Origin of the sequence: Absiella sp. AM29-15 (assembly GCF_003434225.1) — a bacterium.
Lineage (GTDB): Bacteria > Bacillota_I > Bacilli_A > Erysipelotrichales > Erysipelotrichaceae > Hoskinsella > Hoskinsella hominis.
Map to the genome: position 1 here is coordinate 86,061 of NZ_QVFL01000012.1, position 18,929 is coordinate 104,989.

Here is an 18,929-nt window from a genome sequence, read left to right on the forward strand (position 1 = left end):
TATAGTCTCGTTTTTATTTTGGAAAACTGGTAAAACTATAGAAAAGACTTGCAGAGAAAGGAAGATGTTTATGCAGGATAAGTTTTATCAGAAAAGTGTGGAGGAAACATTGTCCTCGACGAATTCGAATCGACAGGGAATAGAAGAAAGTGAAGCGACAAAACGTATAGAAACCTATGGCTATAATGAATTAGAGGAAACAAAACCCAAAAGTGCATTTATGGTGTTTTTATCACAATTTAAAGATTTATTAGTAATTATTCTGATTATCGCTGCCATTATTTCTATGGTATCCGGTGAAGTAGAAAGTACGATTGTTATTTTAGTGGTAATCACAATGAATGCGATATTAGGTACGGTACAAAGCATCAAAGCACAGAATTCATTGAACAGTTTAAAACAGTTGTCTACACCGCATACAAGAGTTATACGTGGTGGTAAAACCATGGAGATATCCAGTAAAGAATTAACGATAGGGGATATCATATTGCTGGAAGCTGGAGATGTGGTAGGCGCAGATGCTAGAATTATTGAAAACTATACGCTACAGGTCAATGAAAGTGCTTTGACAGGTGAAGTAGAAAGCGTAGAAAAAGATGTAGCGGTCATTGATTCAGAATGTGGCATCGGTGATCAAAAAAATATGGTGTTTTCAAGTGGACTTGTTACATACGGACGAGCTGTCTGTGTGGTCACAGCGATTGGAATGGATACCCAAATTGGTAAAATCGCCTCTTTGATGAATGAAACCAAAGAACGACGCACGCCATTACAGTTAACATTAGATGATTTTAGTAAAAAGTTAAGTATTGGAATCATCTGTATTTGTATTGTTGTATTTGGCTTAAATGTATGGCAGGGTGATCCTGTGATGGATTCCTTAATGTTTGCGGTGGCATTGGCAGTTGCGGCAATTCCAGAAGCACTTGCCAGTATTGTGACCATTGTACTTGCTATGGGAACATCACAAATGGCGAAAGAAAATGCAATTATCAAAAATATCAATTCTGTAGAAAGTCTGGGATGTGTCAGCGTCATTTGTAGTGATAAGACAGGAACATTGACACAAAATAAAATGACTGCCCAGCAGATCTATCGAAATCATGAATTGATTAATGCATCTACACTTCAAGAAACAAAACCAATAGATCGTATGATGCTGTTAGGATTTGCTTTATGTACAGATGCCCAGACAACCAATGATCAAAGAATTGGTGATCCTACAGAACTAGCATTAATTGATTTGTTGGAAACTTATCATATTGATGAGCTGGCGACAAGAGAGAAATATCAGCGTATTGATGAAAATCCATTTGATTCACAACGTAAATTGATGTCCACGTTACAGATAATCGATCAAAAACCTGTTTTATTATTAAAGGGAGCCTGTGATGAGATATTGAAACGTTGTCATAAGATACAGTTAGACGATGGCATTCATGATATCACACAAGAAGATAAAGACATGATCTTACAGCGCAATGAAGCATTTGCGGAAGATGGTTTACGTGTGTTAGGATTTGCTTATCGATATGTAGACAAAAAGACGATCGGCATGGAGGATGAAGAAGAATTGATATTTATCGGCCTGGTATCTTTGATGGATCCACCAAGGGTGGAAAGTAAAGATGCCGTTGAAAATTGTCAACGTGCAGGTATCATTCCAATCATGATCACAGGAGATCATAAAGTAACCGCAAGAAGTATTGCCCGTTCCATTGGTATTTATCATGATGGCGATATCTGTTTGGAAGGTATGGAATTAGATGCAATGGCGGATGATGAATTAGATGAACAATTAGAAAACATTCGTGTATATGCAAGAGTTGCGCCCGAACATAAGATTCGTATCGTGAAAGCATGGCAGAAAAAAGGCAATATCGTCGCAATGACAGGAGATGGTGTCAATGATGCACCTGCTTTGAAACAATCAGATATTGGAATCGCAATGGGGATTACAGGGACTGAAGTCAGTAAAGATGCTGCTAGCATGATTTTAACGGATGATAACTTTGCGACCATCATAAAAGCTGTGGCTACAGGTAGAAATATTTACGCAAATATCAAAAATGCGATTATTTATCTGTTAAGTGGTAATTTATCTGGTATCATATGTGTTCTTGCGGCATCTTTATTAGGACTGCCTGTACCATTCTTGCCTGTTCATTTATTATTTATCAATTTAGTGACAGATTCTCTTCCAGCGATTGCGATTGGTATGGAGCGCTCTACAAAGGATGTATTGAAAGAAAAACCAAGAGATCCAAAAGAAGGAATTCTGACAAAAGATACAATAAAACAGCTGGGTGTTCAGGGAATCATGATTGCTCTTGTGACAATGGCTGCATATTTTATTGGATTGAAAACCAGTTGGCAAATTGCCACAACTATGGCTTTTTCTACTTTGTGTCTTGCTCGTTTATTCCATGGCTTTAACTGTCGTAGTAAACGATCTATATATCGCCTGAAACTTATGAGTAATAAATATTCAGTCATGGCATTTGGTGTTGGATTTATATTCTTAACAGCTATTCTGATGTTGCCGGCACTTCATTCATTATTCTCTGTTACAACGATTTCTTTGGAACAATTGCTTACAATTTATGGTCTGGCATTTCTTCCAACCTTGTTAATTCAGGCATATAAAACCACAAAAGATTTACATTTAGGTAAATAAGAAGATTTTTCTTCTTATTTACTTTTTTTTTCGAAACATTTATAATGGTGGAAAAAAGGAGAAATGCCTATGCCGAAAATTGGAATGCGCATTATAAAATCAAGTTGTGCAGTCGCTATATGCTTTTTGATATCGCTGTTTCGCTCAGAAGGTATCGTCTTTTATTCCTGTATCGCAGCGGTATTATGTATACAACAGGATGTGACCAATAGTAAAAGAGTCGCTATCAATCGTGTAAAAGGAACTTTGCTTGGCGGGTTTTGTGGAATGCTAGTGCTATTGGTTGAAAAAAGTTTTTTTCCTAATGATGCTTTATGGCTTCGTTATGCAATCATATCTTTGATGATCATACCAATTATTTATAGTACGGTGCTGTTAAAAATGACAACCGCTTCTTATATTTCCTGTGTTGTATTTATGAGTGTTACAGTATCTCATGGTATGGATATCAATCCATATCTGTTTGCCTTTAATCGTATCATTGATACCCTGATTGGTATTTTTGTGGCACTTGCGTTAAATACATTACACATGGGTACTGCCAGAAATAAAGATATCTTATTTGTAAGTGATCTGAATCATACATTATTGAATGATGATCAGGAATTATCAGCTTATACAAAGGTGAAATTAAAACAGCTTTTGGAACAAGGTGCCAATATTACAATTGCGACCTGTGAAACACCATCGATGTTTCTTCATAAATTACAGGGAATCCCTTTCACTTTGCCCATCATTACGATGAATGGGGCAGCGACCTTTGATATGAAAAAACAAGAATATAACCATTGTAAAGAAATACCATTTGAAACATACCATTCCTTAATGGAAGTATTCAAGCAACAACATATGAATTGTTTTGTACATACGATTATTCATCATATGCTACATGTGTATTATGGAGATTTTCAAAATCCTGTAGAAGAAGACTATTATCATGCAATGCGTAAAACACCATATAAAACCTATGTATATAGCGAGCTTCCTGAACAACATCATGCCATTTATATTCATGCGATTCATAAAACAGCGCAGATCCATACATTATATGATGAAATAAAAAAATTGCCTTGTTTCTATGAATTACATATCGTAATCAAAGCAGATGAACTTCATCAAGAATATTCCAGTATGGAAATTTACAGCAAGGATGCTGGGAAAAAGCAGGCAGTGGATGATATCATGAAACAATATCATTTTGAAAAAGTATATGTATTCGGGGATGATTTGGAAGATTTACCATTGATGGGGTCAGCAACCCAAAGTTTTGCGGTACAAAATGCCAAAAAAGAAATTCTTGCCCATGCAAGTATCATTCCTAGCAATAATGATGATGGAGTTGTTCAAAAGATTGCACAATTGTTTTATAAGAAGCTGAAAGGATAAAAGGATCATGAAAAATGAAGTGATCGAACTGAGTAAGGAAACTACACAGGGATGCTTATGCTTTGAATGTAAAGAGCATATCGCAAGAGAAATTGAAAACTACTATGGCGCTGGACATGTTTCTTCTGCAGGATCTATGCCATGTGAACATAAGCAACTTAACGCCTTCTCAAATCGTACGTATCAAAGCCACAACAGAAATGATTAAGTGCCATTAGGGCACTTTTTAGATTATTAATTGTATATTTAATGATTTAGCTTGCAATAAGATGCAGGTTTTGTTAAAATGTATATACCCTATTAAATAGGGTATATACATTGATGAAGGGGGATGGCGATATCAATAGGAGAGTAATCAATCCATTGGAATGGAAAGCACTTATAAAAGATTTTAAAAAGGAATATGGCTTTGATTTAGAAAAAGACTTAAAAAATGTGAATATGACGTCTTATGAGTTTGTTAAAATTTTAAAAGATCTTTCTTTTGATATCAATTCAAATCCAATAAAAGGGAATAAAGTAACTTCAATTCCTCCAATTAGTGTGTATAAAATGAGATATAAAGATGAAAATAGACATATAGGAACTTCTAACGCGTATAGATTATTATGCATGATGGATGAAAATAGTGCCATACCATTTCATTTGTATCATAAAACTTCAGGTAGAAAGCCAAAATTAGATTTAACAGAGAAAGAATAAAACTAGTTAAAAAAATGGTAGAAGATGCTGTGGCGCAAAGGAGGTAATAAAATGTTTAATTGGAACGATGCATTTCGTAAACCTGGTTACGAAACAAAGATTAAAGATATTGAAAAAATTGTAACACCAACATTTTTAAAAAAATTGCGACAAAAAAGAAATGTTTCACAACGCTTGCTTGCAAAAATATTAGGTGTAAGTGAAAAAACAATAGAAAAATGGGAACAAGGAGTAAATCCCATTAAAGGGACAGCTAGTCGATTACTTTATCTTTTAAATAAATATGATTGGTTATTAGACGAATTTTATGTATTTGAAAGAAATGATGAATATTGCCAGTTACAAAACGATTATAAAATAAAAGTGATTCCTACTAGAAAGAAAATAAAAAAAGAAACAAATACAAAGTTTGTAAAAAATAATGATTGTATAGAAATTAATCAGATGTTATATAAAGAAAATAGTCAATCTCAACAAGATGCTTCTACATCTTGCTATATATAGGAGGAAAAAATGGAAAATCAGCCTTATTTATTTTTAGGATTTCATTTAGAAAAAATTAATTTTCAAAAAAACCAGATAGAAGACTTACAAGAGATAAGAATTAGTATATCTTCTTATGGATATGATGAAGAAGAATGTGTCTTTTCTTTAAGTATTGTAATAGAATTAGATTATGAAAATTCAAAGAACAATGAATTCCATTATATAGCTGGATATAAAATTCAAGATGAGGAAACGATGGAAGATATAAAACGAGATAAAAATATTAATGATTATATTTCTGTTTTTGTATCATTTGTTATCCCATTCATTCGATCTAATATTACGTCTATTACCATTGATTCAGGAACTGCTGTAGTATTGCCAACTATAAACTGCCGGACAATAACTCTAGACAAGACAATTGTATTATCAGTTGATAAATGATAGATCGCGTCAAATAGACGCTTTTTATTTTTTAGGAAATATTTTTACTACCCATTTAGATAGAAATAGTTTATAATAGGAAAGCAAATAGAAAATAGGTGATGATATGTTAGATTTTATCGCAACTCCATTTGAAATGGAGGACTTACATAAATTAAAAGAAGCAGGTGCAGATAGTGTTGTAATTTCAACACCGTTTTTTTCTGTACGTGGTGCTGGCTATTTTGAAAGAGAAGCACTGCCGTGTGTGAAAAAACAATGTGAGAATCTGGGATTAGCGATGTTAGTCATGGTGAATCGTTTTTTTACAGAAGAAGAACTGCCTAAGCTTCGTGAATTCTTAAAAGAATTAAAAGCCATAGAAGTAGATGGTATCTATTATGGTGATGAATGTGTTTTATATGAAGCGGATCTACTGGATATGAAAGATAAACTGATTTATAATCCAGATACCTTGATTACCAATCATGCGGATGTACAGTTCTATTTAGATGAAGGTATTTCCATGGTTAGTATTTCTAAAGAAATCACAAAAGATGAAATTTGTGAAATTGCCCATCAGGTAAAAGGCGATATTGAAATCATCATACATGGTCGTGTCAATATGATGCATAGTAAGCGAAATCTGATTTCTAATTATTTGAAATTTATTGGCAGAGAAGAAGATATCAAAGGAAAACGTTCGTTATTTATTATGGAAGAAACCCGTGATGAGCATATGCCGATTATGGAAGACGAATTTGGTACACATGTATTTAGTGGCTATACACTGGCAAGTTTTATGGAAATAAAAGATTTTGTGGATGCAGGTGTTCGCCATATGCGTATTGATGGGATTTTTCATAATATTGATTATGTATGTGAAGCATTACGTTTATACCATGAAATCCTGGATGGAAAAGACGCAAAACAAATTGATGAAATGTATCGTGAAAAATATAAAGAAGATCATGTCACAAGTGGTTTTTATTATACCAAAACAAGTAAAGTGAAGGTAGGTGAATAGCGTGAAGAAAATTGAATTGTTGGCACCAGCAGGTGATTTAGAACGTTTAAAAATTGCGGTATTATATGGCGCAGACGCTATTTATCTAGGAGGAAAACAGTTTTCATTACGTTCCCGTGCAAGTAATTTTTCTATTGAAGATATTGCAGAAGGTGTAAAATTTGCGAAAGCCCATGGTGCGCATATTCATGTGACAGTCAATATGCTGCCCCATGAAGAAGATATGCATGGATTAAAAGAATATCTGATGGAATTAGAACGAATCGGTGTTACTGCGATCATTGCTGCATCTCCTGCCATTATGAAATGTGCCAAGCAATATGCACCTAAACTGGAGGTACATGTGAGTACCCAGCATTCCTCTACCAATTCCTCAGCCGCAAATTATTGGAAAGATAAAGGAATGGATCGTGTGGTATTAGCAAGAGAGCTGACACTTGATCAAATAAAAGAAACAGCCAAACATGCCAAAGTACCATTAGAAGTATTTATTCATGGAGGAATGTGTATATCTTATTCAGGCAGATGTGTATTAAGCAATCATATGACAGGAAGAGATGCCAATCGTGGAGGTTGTGCACAAAGCTGTCGCTGGAAATATCGTTTATATGATGGTGAGCGTCAGTTACATGATGATCATGACTTATTTTCCATGTCCAGCAAAGATTTGATGGCAGCACGGTTTATCCCTGATTTGATAGAAGCAGGAATCGCCAGTTTAAAAATCGAAGGAAGAATGAAAAGTGCTTATTACATTGCGACACTGATTAAGACATATCGCATGCTGATTGATGAAGTATATGAAAAAGGATGTTTAAGTGAAGCACGTTTACAATATTATTATGAAGAATTATCTAAGGCGGAAAACCGACCGACCGCGATAGGATTCTATTTGGGACAGCCAAAGCCACAGGATCATTTATATGGTATTAATGGCGCAGGTGTCACACAGGAATACATTGCTTATGTGCTAGATTATGATGAAAAAGAACAAATTGCTACCTTAGAAGTTCGTAATCATTTTTTGCCGCATATGGAAGCAGAAGTATTTGGACCGCATATCCCAATGACAAAATTTATGATCGATGATTTATATGATGTTGACGGCAATCTTGTGGAAGTTGCGAATAAACCTATGCAGATATTAAAAATGAAATCAAAGCTGCCAATGGAAAAAGATGCCATGATACGGAAAGTCATGAAAAAAGATCGTTCAGATATTTATTAAGCATGAAAAACGTGATAAAATAAAAAAGATTGTGAGGAGAGATTACATGAAATTAAGTAATAGTTTCTTTTATACGATAAGAGAAAATGCAAAAGATGAAGACAGTACTAGTGGAAATCTGCTGGTTAGAGCAGGAATGATCAAAAAAAGCAGCAGTGGAATTTATATGATCATGCCAATGGGGAAACGAGTATTAAAGAAGATTGAAGAAATTGTACGTGAAGAAATGGATCATGCAGGAGCACAGGAATTATTAATGCCTGCGCTGATTCCAGAAGAAATTTATGAAAAAAGCGGTCGTAGAGCAGCATTTGGATCTAATATGTTTGCGCTAAAAGACCGTTATCAGAAAAACTATGTATTAGGACCAACACATGAAGAATTATTCACGATGGCAGCGATGATGAAAGGAAAATCTTATAAAGATTTCCCATATAATCTATATCAGATTCAAACCAAATTCCGTGATGAAACAAGACCTCGTTATGGATTGATCCGTGTACGTGAATTTATCATGAAGGATGCTTATTCCTTTGATATCGATGAAGCAGGATTACATGAATCTTATATGAAAATGTTTAATGCATATAAGAATATTATGGAACGCTGCGATCTAGAATATAAGATTGTAAAAGCAGATACCGGTGCAATGGGAGGAAGTCTAAGTGAAGAATTCCAGGCCATTACAGAAATTGGTGAAGATGTTGTTGTGACATGTGATGCTTGTGATTTTTCAAGTAATTTAGAAATTACAGAAGTTGTTGATACAGCACAGGAAAGCAATGAAGAAGAAAAAGCCATGGAGGTCGTAGAAACACCAAATGCGAAAACGATTGATGAAGTAGCGGCTTTCTTTCACCGTACAGCTGATGATTTTGTGAAAACACTAATCTATTCTGTAGATGGTAAAACATATGCATTCCTGTTAAAGGGAAACCGTGAATTAAATGAAACAAAAGTATTAAAACTGTTGAAGGCAAATGAAATTGAACTAGCAAGCTTTGATGAAGTAGAACGTGTTACACATGCAAAGGTTGGTTTTGCAGGTCCTGTTGGATTAGAATGTCCAATCATTATGGATCGTGAAGTTGCGAAAATGAAAAACTTTATCGTTGGCGCAAACAAAACAGACCACCACATCGCAAATGTTAACCTAAAAGATTTCACAGTTGAAATGATTGCGGATATCGCACAGGTACACGAAGGTGATATTTGTCCAAACTGTGGAAAACCACTAAAATTCTGTAAAGGAATTGAAGTAGGAAATACCTTTAAACTGGGTACGAAATATGCGAAAGCACTTGGCTTGGAATATCTGGATAAAGAAAATAAATTACATCCAGTAGAAATGGGATGTTATGGCTTTGGATTAGAACGTTGTATGGCAAGTATCGTTGAACAGCACAACGATGAACAGGGAATTATCTGGCCAGTAAATGTTGCGCCATATGTTGTGGCAATCGTCATCGTATCTATGAAAGATGAAGAACAGGTACGTATCGCAAATGAATTATATGATACTTTAAAAGCACAGGGTGTAGATGTGGTATTGGATGATCGTAATGAACGTCCAGGAGTAAAATTCAAAGATATGGAACTTGTCGGTATCCCTTATCGTATTACGGTTGGTAGAGGAATCAAAGAAGGTAAAGTTGAATTCCGCGCAAGAACAGCAGATGCGAATGAAGAAGTAGCACTAGATGCAATCGTAGAAAAAGTAACAGCTTTAGTAAAATAAGAATCAGCGGAAATTATTCCGCTGGTTTTTCTTATAGTTATGAAAATTTTGAAAACAGAAATCGTGAAAAACACCATTTTCATAGTAATGTAAACGGTATTACAAATGACTCTAGTGAAAATTTTTACATAAAATGAAAATATTACAAAAATGTCTTTCTTTCTTTTTCTTTTTATTGTATAATATATGACGATAGGGTTATTTCACCTTATGATAAAGGACAAAAAAGAGAGTGAAAGGAGCAGATTTATGAAGGAAACATTGTATTTAACAAATGACTTAGCAATCGTGAACTATAGTGCAGGGTATGCACAAAATGGAGATATGTTATTAAATTCCACTACCTTCAGCAACTATGTTCATAATTATATTGACTATTTAAAAGACACACACGAAGATTTATACTATTTTGCATTAAATGGTAAAACACCGAGAGAAGCGACTACTGAAATCTTAAGACTGTTCCGTATGATGCGAGTATTTAAGGTGGATGAAATTGAATCACAATATTTAAATGATAAGAAAAGATTATTGGAATTCGTAGAAGAAATGTATAACTTCTGGAAGAAACACCAAAGATTCGCTGTGATCAGCGTTGGAGAAGGTAATGCATTACAGGATATGAGCTTTGTATCTGCGGACTCTAGTTTCAACTTATTGATTCTAAGCCTGTATCGTTCTATTGAAGAACAGATCATGGGTAGAAAAAATAAAGTATACCGTCAGTTACAATCAGGTACCAATGCAGCAATTTCTGTACGTAAAAACAAAACAAAGCTATCAGCAAAATATGATAAGCTGAAAGATATTGAATTTATTAATTCAGTTATGTTACGTACACCTATGCTGTTACACCCAAAATCAAATAAACGTACAGGTATGTTTGAAGAAATTGATACAAACCCAATTGAAGAATTCACAGGAACACCAGATGAATGGTTCTGTTATCCATGTAAAATTGGAACATTGCTGGCATTTATCTATTTCCACCGTGATTTTATTTCTTCAGCAGTATCACTTGCAAACTTGTTTGAATTAGCAAATGAAGATGAATGTTCAAAGAAACCAGATATGATCGTATTGTTTGGTAATGAAGATGGAAAAGACCAGACTACATTCCACTATGATAAAGAAGAAGATGTATGGGTAGGATGCGTTAGCTATAATGAACGTGTTGAATACTTTGGATATCTGAAGAAAATGTCATTAACATTGCACAACGTAAGAAAAATGCAGAAGGGCTGGCTGCCAATCCATGGTGCTTTCGTAGAAATCACATTGAAGAATGGTAAACGCAAGAATATCATGCTGATGGGTGATTCTGGTGCAGGTAAGTCTGAATCCATTGAAGCATTGAAGAATGTTGGTAAAGATATCATTAAGGATATCGTTGTTGTATTTGATGATATGGGAACTATTCACTTAGAAGATGGTGTTCCATTTGGACAGGGTACTGAAATTGGTGCATTCATCCGTTTGGATGACTTGGATCCAGGTACTCCATATCGTGATATGGACCGTTCTATCTTCATGAACCCTGAATCAAGCAACAATGCCCGTGTTATTACACCAGCAGCTCCTTATGAAATCGTTGCGACAAATCATCGTATTGACTTGTTCGCATATGCAAACAACTATGATGATAAGAATGGTTTACACCGTTTTGATGATATGGCAGATGCTATCGCAACATGTAAAGAAGGAAAACGTATGGCAAAGGGAACTACACAGGAGGTTGGTATTTCCACAACTTACTTTGCAAACCCATTTGGACCAATGCAGCAGGAAGAAATCTGTGAACCATTGATTCATGAGATGTTTGACGCAATGCAGAAAAATGGTGTCTTTGTAGGTGAAATTTATACACACTTAGGTCTGGATAAAGAAAACCGTGAAGGTATCAATGTTGCCGCAAAAGAATTATTAAACTTCATCGAAAAAGATTAATGAAAACAAGGCTATCCATAAGGATAGTCTTTTGTTAATAGAAAGGATGTGATAATATGGAAATCAAAGATATATATTTTGATCCTGCTTATCATACTGAGGTGCTTTCATTTCAGGTAAATAATGGAAGTGGATTTCTTTATGAGGTCTATTATGATGAAGATGAACATCAATATATACAACTATGTGCTGGAAACAAACCATTAGTTGAGCTTGAGGATGAATGTTATTTCATTTCAACACATGAAGCATTTTTACGATGTGGATTACAGGATGATGAAGTATTGCCATATACATGGGACACAACTTATACATCTTTACAGGATGCATTTCATAAACTACAGCCATTATTTCAATCATTGATGAATGGAGAATATCGCTTAATGTTATGTGAATGTATTCCTACAAAAGGTGATCATTCATTCTTCTGGAATAGCGAAGCTGGTTATGCATCAGCAAGCTGTACTTATGATGATATGAAATATATAGAAGGAAGACCATTATTTTTATATCCGTCACAAAGTGTGAAACGATATAATCCAAGACAGGTGGAATATTATGAGAAGCATCCTGAAGCGTATGCTGTTGCTTATTATATTGGTGGATTTGGATGTGTGCTTTTGGATGGACATCATAAAGCCTGTGCAGCAGCGAAATGTGGAAGAAAGGTAAAAACGGCTGTCATTGTTCCTGTAAGGACAACGCATATGCGTAACCCCCTTCCACATAAAACCGATAGCATACAATCAAGAAAATGGGATCAGGATATCGTACAGAATTGTAAAAAGTATATGACAGTAATCGATGCCATTCATATCGAGGATATCGATTTAAAAACAGCCCAGCAGATTGCGGATGCAACAATCAATCAGAATGTAAAAGAAATAAAGTCATATGATATCTATAGCATAGCATTGAGGCTTTATGCGGATGCAGATCAACGCCTTTTACCATATGTGAAGTGTTATTTATTTGATGATTTTTTTCATATCTATCATGCGGAATTAATTGAAATCCTAAGCAAAAATGTGAATGAAGAAATACAAAAAATCTTCTTAGATTATATCATCCAATATGATAATATCGATGATGATTTATATCAAATACTTTGCGATAATATATAAAGTATTCTATTCTTATGTAAGAATTCATGATTGGAAAATAGATGTTCACAAAATGCATACAAAAATATAAATTTGTATTCAAAAAGTAGAAAAAGTATCTTTTCAAGTAAATGAAAACGGTGTACAATGAAGTTAGTTAGTTTTGGGAGGAAATCAAACATGAAATTAGATCGTATTCAAAAGGCAAAAGAAGTTTTGGAGCCAATCATTAGTAAAACACCAATTGTACACGCTGGAAAGATTCATGAAAATCTTTATATCAAATCAGAAAATTTGCAGGGAACAGGAGCTTTTAAGTTACGTGGCGCATACTTTAAACTTTCTAATCTAAGTGAAGAAGAAAAAAAGAAGGGTGTCATTGCCGCAAGTGCAGGAAATCATGCACAGGGAGTTGCTTATTCTTGTATGAAAATGGGAATCAAGGGAACCATCGTTATGCCAAAAACTGCCCCATTATCTAAAATTGAAGCAACTAGAAGTTATGGTGTGAATGTAGAATTGCAGGGAGATACTTTCAATGATGCATATGAATATGCAAAGAATCTACAGGAAATCACAGGTGCTGTTTTTATTGAACCATTCAATGATGAAGATGTCATCGCAGGACAGGGGACCATTGGATTAGAAATTCTGGAAAAAATGCTGGATGTAGATACTGTCATTGTGCCAATTGGCGGTGGTGGATTGATCAGTGGTATTGCGACGGCAATTAAAAGCATTAAACCAAGCTGTAAAGTGATTGGTGTACAATCAGAAAATGCACCAAGTATGAAACGTTCGCTTGAAGAAGGAAAAATTATTCAGCTGGACAGTGTGAATACGATTGCAGATGGTATCGCAGTGAAAACACCAGGTACATTGACTTATGATATCTGTAAACAATATGTAGATGAAGTCGTTACGGTGAATGAAGAAGAAATCGCAGCCGCAATTCTTGTATTGCTTGAAAAAATGAAGATGGTAGCGGAAGGTGCAGGTGCAACCAGTGTAGCAGCGGCAATGTTCCATAAAGTTGATTTAGAAAACCATAAAGTCGTATGTGTATTAAGTGGAGGAAATATTGATGTCAATCTGTTAAGCAAAATTATTGATCTAGGTTTGATTAAGACTGGAAGAAAAGCAGTGATCAATATGGATGTTGTGGATAAACCAGGTAACTTGTCAAGAATGATTGAACTGATTTCTCAGACAGGTGCCAACATCATATCTGTCAATCATAACCGTATCCAAAATGGTATCTTATTTAATAAATGCCGTGTAGGACTTGTGATTGAAACAAATAATCAGGCACATATCCAGCAAGTCATGGATATCCTGGAAATCAATGGCTATACACCACATTTAATCGATCATGCCTAAAATATTGATAGATGGAGATGGATGTCCGGTCGTAGAAGAAACAATTGAAATTGCGAGAGCGTATGAAACAGAGGTGGTCATTGTATGTGACACCTCTCATTTCTTTTCTTATGATGATGTTAAGGTAATCGTGGTGGATAAGGGAAAAGATGTTGCGGATTTTACACTCTTGCGAAATACAGAAAACAATGATATCATAATTACTCAGGATTATGGACTTGCGGCATTAGCACTGGCAAAAGGTGCTATCGTCTTGTCACAAATGGGATTTGCCTATACCAAAGACAATATTGACAATCTGCTGGCACAGCGTCATCAATCCTATAACCAGCGAAAGCATGGACATTATGCACATGCGAAAAAACGGACACACAAAGAAGATGAAGCATTTTGTGAACTGTTAGAGGATGTATTGTCATCCATGTAAGAGGTAATTATGTCAGAAACAATTTTAAAAACACTCGCTTATCAAACGATGGTTCAGGAGCTTTCCTCCATGTCTTTAGAAGAAATAAATGCACAGCTAAAATCAATGGGCTGTGCTTTACGTTATGATCAAATAAAAGAGCAGCTTGTTCATACATATAATGAACTTTCCATTGCGGATATGATCTTTGATACTTACGATATTCATCCTGCAAAATATCCAAAAGAATTTATTGATGAAGTAGTTTTAGAGATTGCAATCCGAGAAAATTATGGATTTATGCATTATGGTATTTTATCTAGTCAAATTCGTGATATAATGGAGGAGAATCTTGCACAAGTTGAAAAAATCAAACAAGTGGCAGGATGTTATCGCAAATTATGTCAAACAGCGCAGAAGTTTGGCATTAAAGCTATAGAAACGATGCAGTATCAGGTAAATGATGGTGTTGATCTATATGCTTATTTTATGAGTCTATTAGATATGATGATGCAGGAAGGCATGAAACAGCGCCAAATGTATCGTGAAATTGTGGATTTATGCGATAAGATGTTAAAGACATTTCCACAAAGTCATCCATTTCTAAGAGCAAGTATGCAATATGAACAGGCAACTGCCTACATAAAAATGAAATCTAAAAAAGGTGAACAGATATTTCAGACACTGTTAAAAAATCATTTAGATCCATGTGATGCACTTTTACATTATGCACTTGCTTATCTGGATGAAGATGAACAGCGTGCAATTCGTATTCTAAAGAAGTATCGAAACTTATGGGATGAAAAAAGCGAAGCTTTTGAGGTCATCCAGCAATTGATCGAAGAACAAAAATAAAAGCGAGGAACCATATGAAGAAAAATTTTATACAGAGAAACATTATTTGGATATCGTTGATTCTTTTATGCTTTACAGTAATTCCCGGTATGCGTGAAAAAGGCTATGCATTGGATAAAGAGCATGAAAATGAAGTGAGTAAACAAAGTATTCCCACAGATGAGAAAAAAGAAGAAAAAATCAAGGTTGTGATTGATCCAGGTCATGGAGGATATGACAGCGGAAGTGAAAGCACCAATGGAAAATTAGAGAAAAACCTGAATTTGAATATTTCAAAAAAAGTTGGCGCTATATTAGAGAAAAACAATATAGAAGTAATTTATACAAGAACAGATGATAATGTCACATGGAGTGATGATAACGCTGAAGACTTATTAGCACGTTCTGAAATCGCAAATGAAAGTAATGCAAAATGTTTTGTGTCCATTCACATGAATTTCTCTGAAGAATATGCAGATGAAATACGCGGACATGAAGTCTGGGTTAATTACGATAATAATGAAAATGTGAAATTGGCAGAAAATATTATCTCAAAGTTTAAAGCTGTGAGTGAAAGCACAGATCGAGGTATTAAAGATCAAGCAATCAGTCCATTATCTTTATTGACGTTTAATCATATTCCATCCGTTTTGGTAGAAGTTGGTTTTATCAGTAATGAAGAAGATTCTGCATTTATCGAAAGTGAGGATGGGGCTTCTAAGATTTCGGAAGCGATTGCGAATGGAATTATTGCTTATGTGAATGAAAAATAATGAAAACTTGTAAATTTAATGAAATATAATTCAAAATAGTGTATACTAATGAAATAAAGGAGGTTTTATCAATGTTTGGAAAACATGATGATGTATTAGATAAAGAAGAAAGAAGCATGTTTGATGGCACGAATGATTATTCATCCGAGTCAGATATCATGCGTAAACAGGTTGCGAAAACATTCTTATGGATGGCAGCAGGTGTTGGTGTAACTGCAATTGTATCCGCAATCTTATATAATAGTATCGATTTTTGGTTCTTATTATATACAAAACCAATGACACCAATGGTATTACTGGTTGCTCAATTAGGTATTGCAGTTGTATTCTCAGCACGTTTATTTAAAATGAAAGTCGCAACAACAAGAATTCTATTCTTAGTATATGCTGCATTACTTGGTGTTACCTGTTCTTCATTAGCAATGATTTATACAGGGGAATCCATTGCGATTGCATTTGGCTTATCTGTTGCGTATTTTGGTGCTTTAGGTGTGATTGGCTATACAACAAAAATGAATTTAATGAAAATTGGACCTGTTTTATATATCGGTTTAATGATCATGGTTGTAATTGAAGTCGTAATGATGTTTTTAGGACAAGATATTTATACAATGTTATTTGCAGGTATCGGCTTAGCATTATTCACTGGTATTACTGCTTATGATACACAAAAAATGCGTAAGTTATCTGAACAGTGCATGGGGGATACAGATATGATGAATCGTATCTCTATCTATAGTGCTTTCCAGTTATATCTGGATTTCGTTAATATCTTCCTGTATATCTTAAGAATCATGGGAAATCGTAAATCTTAAAAAAACACAGAAATTAATCTGTGTTTTTATTTTACGCCTAAGTACTCTGCGATATTTGCATGCTGGTCAATGACCGGTTGTAGTTGTTGAGATTCACTTGTCAGAATAATGGTAAGTCCTGGGCCATGTCCACTGGTAAAGGAATCACTGTGTACGACGACACCAATGGAAATTGCACCTTTTAGATAATGAGGTCCATGATGATTGTCATGATCTTCAATTGCCACAAGATCGCCAAAACAGAGTTCATTTAAATGGAATTTTTGATTTGCCTGTTTATCCTGCGTCATGATATCATAATCCCCATTCATCATACTCGTACTGCCTAAACCACTTCCCATCAGATATGCAGGGATGATAGTTTTTACAGGTATCCTTAAACCATTAGCTGTTTCCTGGATGTTTAATTTATCCAGTAACTCAGGATCAAGATTCATCACCTGTATATCTTCATGATCATCTAATTTTAATCCCTGACCGTATGCTTTAATTAAAATACGATCATCACATGTCATTTTATCCAAAGTATCATCATCAAAATAAACCATAACATGATCAATGCCACCATGTTTTCCAGTCACATATCCAATACTACCTTTTGCATCACCAGAAATAACTTTCGCTTTATTACCAATACATGCAAATGCCATTAATGCATTATTCTCTTTACTTCCTGGATGCTTGATACTAACACCTGGTTCAATATGATCACCAGCAATACCCATACAGCAATCACCAATTTTATAATTATAGGTGATACCTCCAACAGACATGGAAATTCTTCCCCAGCCATCATATCCAACCCAATAGCCATCCCCTTTTAACCCTGGATGATCTACACAGCCTTGTACACTCATGATTGGCAAACAGTTTTTATTCGTTTTCATAACACACACCTCCATCTGTTTTTTATTATACCGCAAAACACATGGAAACACACGAGAAACAATGTTATAATACCATCGAGGTGAGGCAATGATCATGCACAAATGTGTAACAAACACAAAAGAAGAAGTCATCATAGAAAAAACAGAAAGAGATCGTATCATAGAAAAATATGTCCATGGAAGCTTTTTAACAGCTTTACAACAGGCAAGAGAAAGCGTAAATGGAAGTCATGAGGTAGAAATGAATCAATACCAGGATGAATTTACACTTCCTATGAAACGAAATGTATTTGGCTTATTAACCATCCCTGTTTATATCAACCATGTACGCTGTACCTTTATCATTGATACAGGTGCACAGATCAGTGGGATGAAGGAATCTAAAATAAAAGAACTGCAGTTGAAAGAAACAGGCAGGACATTGTCTGTGGGCAGTGTTGGTGGAAAAGAAAAAGCAATGAAAGGCATGCGTGCAGATACTTTACAATTTGGCGCAATCGAATATCATAATTTTCCGATGATTGCTTTAAAGGAACAAGACTTTTCTTTGAAATTTGGAAATATTGACTTATTTATGTTTGATGGTATCTTAGGATGGGATATCTTAAGTACGATTGATTTTGAACTAGATGATATCGCAAAGCAGATGAAGGTATTAAAAAATCGTTTTCGCTTTGATCATCCCAATATGGTGATGGGAAGTTTTCCTTTTTTTATCGTAAAGACACCAGATAGGAAAACCGGTATCTTTGGATTTGACAGTGGATCAAAAATCAGCTGGATAGGAGAACATGCGATTGATAAATTTCAATATCAGATCGCAGATGAAGGAAAGACATTAGGATTTGGCGTGCATGGCTTGGAAGAATTGGATGTGAAAGTATTATCATCAGTAGAGTTATATTTATATAAGGCACATATCCATTTGAAACATGTAGGAACAGGCAGAGTACAGCTATTTCCTGAATTTTGTTTTGATGGTGTTTTAGGAAATGAAATATTTAAAGGAAGAAGAATAAGATTTGTGAACAGTAAAGCAATGGTTCTGATTGCATGATTGTTTTTTCTTTCAATTTCGTGTATAGTATATAAGGTAAAAGCGAAAGGATGGTATCAA

Annotated in this window: 18 protein-coding genes; 17 read left to right on the plus strand and 1 reads right to left on the minus strand. The window is 34.8% G+C overall.

Translation table 11 applies throughout. The annotated features are described in order from the left end of the window. Positions 1 to 70: 70 nt before the first annotated feature. The 16 genes from DW761_RS12905 (at position 71) to DW761_RS12980 (ending at position 16,925) form a co-directional block, all read left to right on the plus strand. Positions 71 to 2,677, plus strand: coding sequence for a cation-translocating P-type ATPase (locus DW761_RS12905; RefSeq protein WP_117518399.1), 2,607 nt, complete (start codon positions 71 to 73; stop codon positions 2,675 to 2,677). 69 nt (positions 2,678 to 2,746) lie between these two features. Further along, a complete protein-coding gene (locus DW761_RS12910; protein ID WP_158553802.1) occupies positions 2,747 to 4,063 on the plus strand; it encodes an HAD-IIB family hydrolase in 1,317 nt (438 codons plus the stop codon). Positions 4,064 to 4,070: 7 nt separating this feature from the next. Further along, positions 4,071 to 4,271 (plus strand): hypothetical protein, encoded by a 201-nt coding sequence (locus tag DW761_RS12915; protein WP_117518401.1) that lies wholly within the window; start codon positions 4,071 to 4,073, stop codon positions 4,269 to 4,271. 155 nt (positions 4,272 to 4,426) lie between these two features. Next, entirely contained in the window at positions 4,427 to 4,765 is a 339-nt protein-coding gene (locus tag DW761_RS12920; RefSeq protein ID WP_147323326.1) for a hypothetical protein, read from the plus strand. Between the two features lie 51 nt (positions 4,766 to 4,816). Then, the gene (locus DW761_RS12925) at positions 4,817 to 5,269 is read left to right on the plus strand and encodes a helix-turn-helix domain-containing protein (RefSeq protein WP_158553803.1); all 453 of its coding nucleotides are present in this window, start codon (positions 4,817 to 4,819) and stop codon (positions 5,267 to 5,269) included. Between the two features lie 9 nt (positions 5,270 to 5,278). Continuing rightward, complete coding sequence (locus tag DW761_RS12930) at positions 5,279 to 5,695, plus strand: hypothetical protein (protein WP_117518404.1); 417 nt, start codon at positions 5,279 to 5,281, stop codon at positions 5,693 to 5,695. Positions 5,696 to 5,801: 106 nt separating this feature from the next. Next, a complete protein-coding gene (locus tag DW761_RS12935; protein WP_117518405.1) occupies positions 5,802 to 6,701 on the plus strand; it encodes a peptidase U32 family protein in 900 nt (299 codons plus the stop codon). Between the two features lies 1 nt (position 6,702). Beyond that, on the plus strand, positions 6,703 to 7,929 hold the full coding sequence (locus DW761_RS12940; RefSeq protein WP_117518406.1) for a peptidase U32 family protein: 1,227 nt from the start codon (positions 6,703 to 6,705) through the stop codon (positions 7,927 to 7,929). A gap of 46 nt (positions 7,930 to 7,975) precedes the next feature. Further along, a complete protein-coding gene (locus tag DW761_RS12945; protein ID WP_117518407.1) occupies positions 7,976 to 9,667 on the plus strand; it encodes a proline--tRNA ligase in 1,692 nt (563 codons plus the stop codon). 249 nt (positions 9,668 to 9,916) lie between these two features. Continuing rightward, on the plus strand, positions 9,917 to 11,614 hold the full coding sequence (locus DW761_RS12950; RefSeq protein WP_117518408.1) for a hypothetical protein: 1,698 nt from the start codon (positions 9,917 to 9,919) through the stop codon (positions 11,612 to 11,614). A gap of 56 nt (positions 11,615 to 11,670) precedes the next feature. After that, complete coding sequence (locus DW761_RS12955) at positions 11,671 to 12,738, plus strand: hypothetical protein (protein ID WP_117518409.1); 1,068 nt, start codon at positions 11,671 to 11,673, stop codon at positions 12,736 to 12,738. A gap of 159 nt (positions 12,739 to 12,897) precedes the next feature. Continuing rightward, positions 12,898 to 14,097 (plus strand): threonine ammonia-lyase, encoded by a 1,200-nt coding sequence (gene ilvA, locus DW761_RS12960; protein WP_117518410.1) that lies wholly within the window; start codon positions 12,898 to 12,900, stop codon positions 14,095 to 14,097. Continuing rightward, positions 14,090 to 14,524, plus strand: a complete 435-nt coding sequence (locus DW761_RS12965; RefSeq protein ID WP_117518411.1) for a YaiI/YqxD family protein — start codon at positions 14,090 to 14,092, stop codon at positions 14,522 to 14,524. The genes ilvA and DW761_RS12965 overlap by 8 nt, the downstream gene beginning before the upstream one ends. A 9-nt stretch (positions 14,525 to 14,533) precedes the next feature. Then, complete coding sequence (locus tag DW761_RS12970) at positions 14,534 to 15,358, plus strand: hypothetical protein (RefSeq protein WP_117518412.1); 825 nt, start codon at positions 14,534 to 14,536, stop codon at positions 15,356 to 15,358. 14 nt (positions 15,359 to 15,372) lie between these two features. Then, a complete protein-coding gene (locus DW761_RS12975) occupies positions 15,373 to 16,110 on the plus strand; it encodes an N-acetylmuramoyl-L-alanine amidase family protein (RefSeq protein WP_117518413.1) in 738 nt (245 codons plus the stop codon). 71 nt (positions 16,111 to 16,181) lie between these two features. After that, positions 16,182 to 16,925, plus strand: a complete 744-nt coding sequence (locus DW761_RS12980) for a Bax inhibitor-1 family protein (protein WP_233513095.1) — start codon at positions 16,182 to 16,184, stop codon at positions 16,923 to 16,925. A gap of 26 nt (positions 16,926 to 16,951) precedes the next feature. On the opposite strand, the gene DW761_RS12985 is transcribed toward DW761_RS12980, so the two are convergent. Further along, the gene (locus DW761_RS12985; protein ID WP_117518414.1) at positions 16,952 to 17,812 is read right to left on the minus strand and encodes a DUF4438 domain-containing protein; all 861 of its coding nucleotides are present in this window, start codon (positions 17,810 to 17,812) and stop codon (positions 16,952 to 16,954) included. Positions 17,813 to 17,906: 94 nt separating this feature from the next. Here DW761_RS12985 and DW761_RS12990 point away from each other — a divergent pair, with 94 nt between their 5' ends. Further along, positions 17,907 to 18,869 (plus strand): retropepsin-like aspartic protease, encoded by a 963-nt coding sequence (locus tag DW761_RS12990; RefSeq protein WP_158553804.1) that lies wholly within the window; start codon positions 17,907 to 17,909, stop codon positions 18,867 to 18,869. Positions 18,870 to 18,929: the final 60 nt, after the last annotated feature.

Coding starts and splice junctions, on each gene's coding strand:
- DW761_RS12915 (WP_117518401.1), top strand. CDS start 4,071: ATGAAAAATGAAGTGATCGAACTGAGTAAGGAAACTACACAGGGATGC.
- DW761_RS12985 (WP_117518414.1), bottom strand. CDS start 17,812: ATGAAAACGAATAAAAACTGTTTGCCAATCATGAGTGTACAAGGCTGT.
- DW761_RS12980 (WP_233513095.1), top strand. CDS start 16,182: ATGTTTGGAAAACATGATGATGTATTAGATAAAGAAGAAAGAAGCATG.
- DW761_RS12950 (WP_117518408.1), top strand. CDS start 9,917: ATGAAGGAAACATTGTATTTAACAAATGACTTAGCAATCGTGAACTAT.
- DW761_RS12930 (WP_117518404.1), top strand. CDS start 5,279: ATGGAAAATCAGCCTTATTTATTTTTAGGATTTCATTTAGAAAAAATT.
- DW761_RS12910 (WP_158553802.1), top strand. CDS start 2,747: ATGCCGAAAATTGGAATGCGCATTATAAAATCAAGTTGTGCAGTCGCT.
- DW761_RS12905 (WP_117518399.1), top strand. CDS start 71: ATGCAGGATAAGTTTTATCAGAAAAGTGTGGAGGAAACATTGTCCTCG.
- DW761_RS12955 (WP_117518409.1), top strand. CDS start 11,671: ATGGAAATCAAAGATATATATTTTGATCCTGCTTATCATACTGAGGTG.
- DW761_RS12935 (WP_117518405.1), top strand. CDS start 5,802: ATGTTAGATTTTATCGCAACTCCATTTGAAATGGAGGACTTACATAAA.
- ilvA (WP_117518410.1), top strand. CDS start 12,898: ATGAAATTAGATCGTATTCAAAAGGCAAAAGAAGTTTTGGAGCCAATC.
- DW761_RS12965 (WP_117518411.1), top strand. CDS start 14,090: ATGCCTAAAATATTGATAGATGGAGATGGATGTCCGGTCGTAGAAGAA.
- DW761_RS12990 (WP_158553804.1), top strand. CDS start 17,907: ATGCACAAATGTGTAACAAACACAAAAGAAGAAGTCATCATAGAAAAA.
- DW761_RS12970 (WP_117518412.1), top strand. CDS start 14,534: ATGTCAGAAACAATTTTAAAAACACTCGCTTATCAAACGATGGTTCAG.
- DW761_RS12975 (WP_117518413.1), top strand. CDS start 15,373: ATGAAGAAAAATTTTATACAGAGAAACATTATTTGGATATCGTTGATT.
- DW761_RS12945 (WP_117518407.1), top strand. CDS start 7,976: ATGAAATTAAGTAATAGTTTCTTTTATACGATAAGAGAAAATGCAAAA.
- DW761_RS12925 (WP_158553803.1), top strand. CDS start 4,817: ATGTTTAATTGGAACGATGCATTTCGTAAACCTGGTTACGAAACAAAG.